Origin of the sequence: Edaphobacter bradus (genome assembly GCF_025685645.1) — a bacterium.
In the GTDB taxonomy this organism is placed as follows: Bacteria; Acidobacteriota; Terriglobia; order Terriglobales; family Acidobacteriaceae; genus Edaphobacter; species Edaphobacter bradus.
This window is the reverse complement of sequence record NZ_JAGSYF010000013.1, coordinates 1-503: the sequence shown is the minus strand read 5'-3', so window position 1 is coordinate 503 and position 503 is coordinate 1. Positions and strand designations below refer to the sequence as shown.

Here is a 503-nt window from a genome sequence, read left to right as displayed (position 1 = left end):
AAACAAGAAAGAAGCCGACAGATCACGAGCTAGCAAAACCGGAAAGCTTTACGAGCTAGCGAAGGCCAGCGATCAGTTTGAGGACTTGGCCATGTTCGAAGGCGGCGCGGCCGCGAAATGCGTGCGCCCATCCTGGATCAGCCATTTATCGCCGTGGCGGACGGCCACGTAGAAAAAGTTGATCGGTATAGCGGGGATGGTCGTCGCATCTGGACCGTTGACATTGCGCACGGTAAGGAGCGCGTCGACGACCGCGACATCGGGTTTGATGAAGCGGACCCGGTAGTTGGAGAACGCCGCCTGCGTGGAGCCGTTGACGGCTTGCTCCGCCTCGGGACCGAAGTCCTTCACCATTGCGACATGCCCTTGCAGAAAGTCACCCTGCGGCGTCACGAAGGTTCCATCTTCGGCGAAGATAGACGCTCGGAGTTCGGCATTCTTCTGAAGGAAAGCGTTAGCAAAGGCATCTCCGAGCCCGCGAACGGCTGCTTCGTCTCGAGCCG

General features: G+C 58.8%; 1 protein-coding gene. It reads right to left on the bottom strand.

Annotated elements, in window-relative coordinates; all coding sequences use genetic code 11:
* Positions 1-72 precede the first annotated feature (72 nt).
* Positions 73-503, bottom strand: a 431-nt coding sequence (locus tag OHL16_RS20115) for an SgcJ/EcaC family oxidoreductase (RefSeq protein ID WP_263368989.1), incomplete at its 5' end; no start/stop codon positions are given.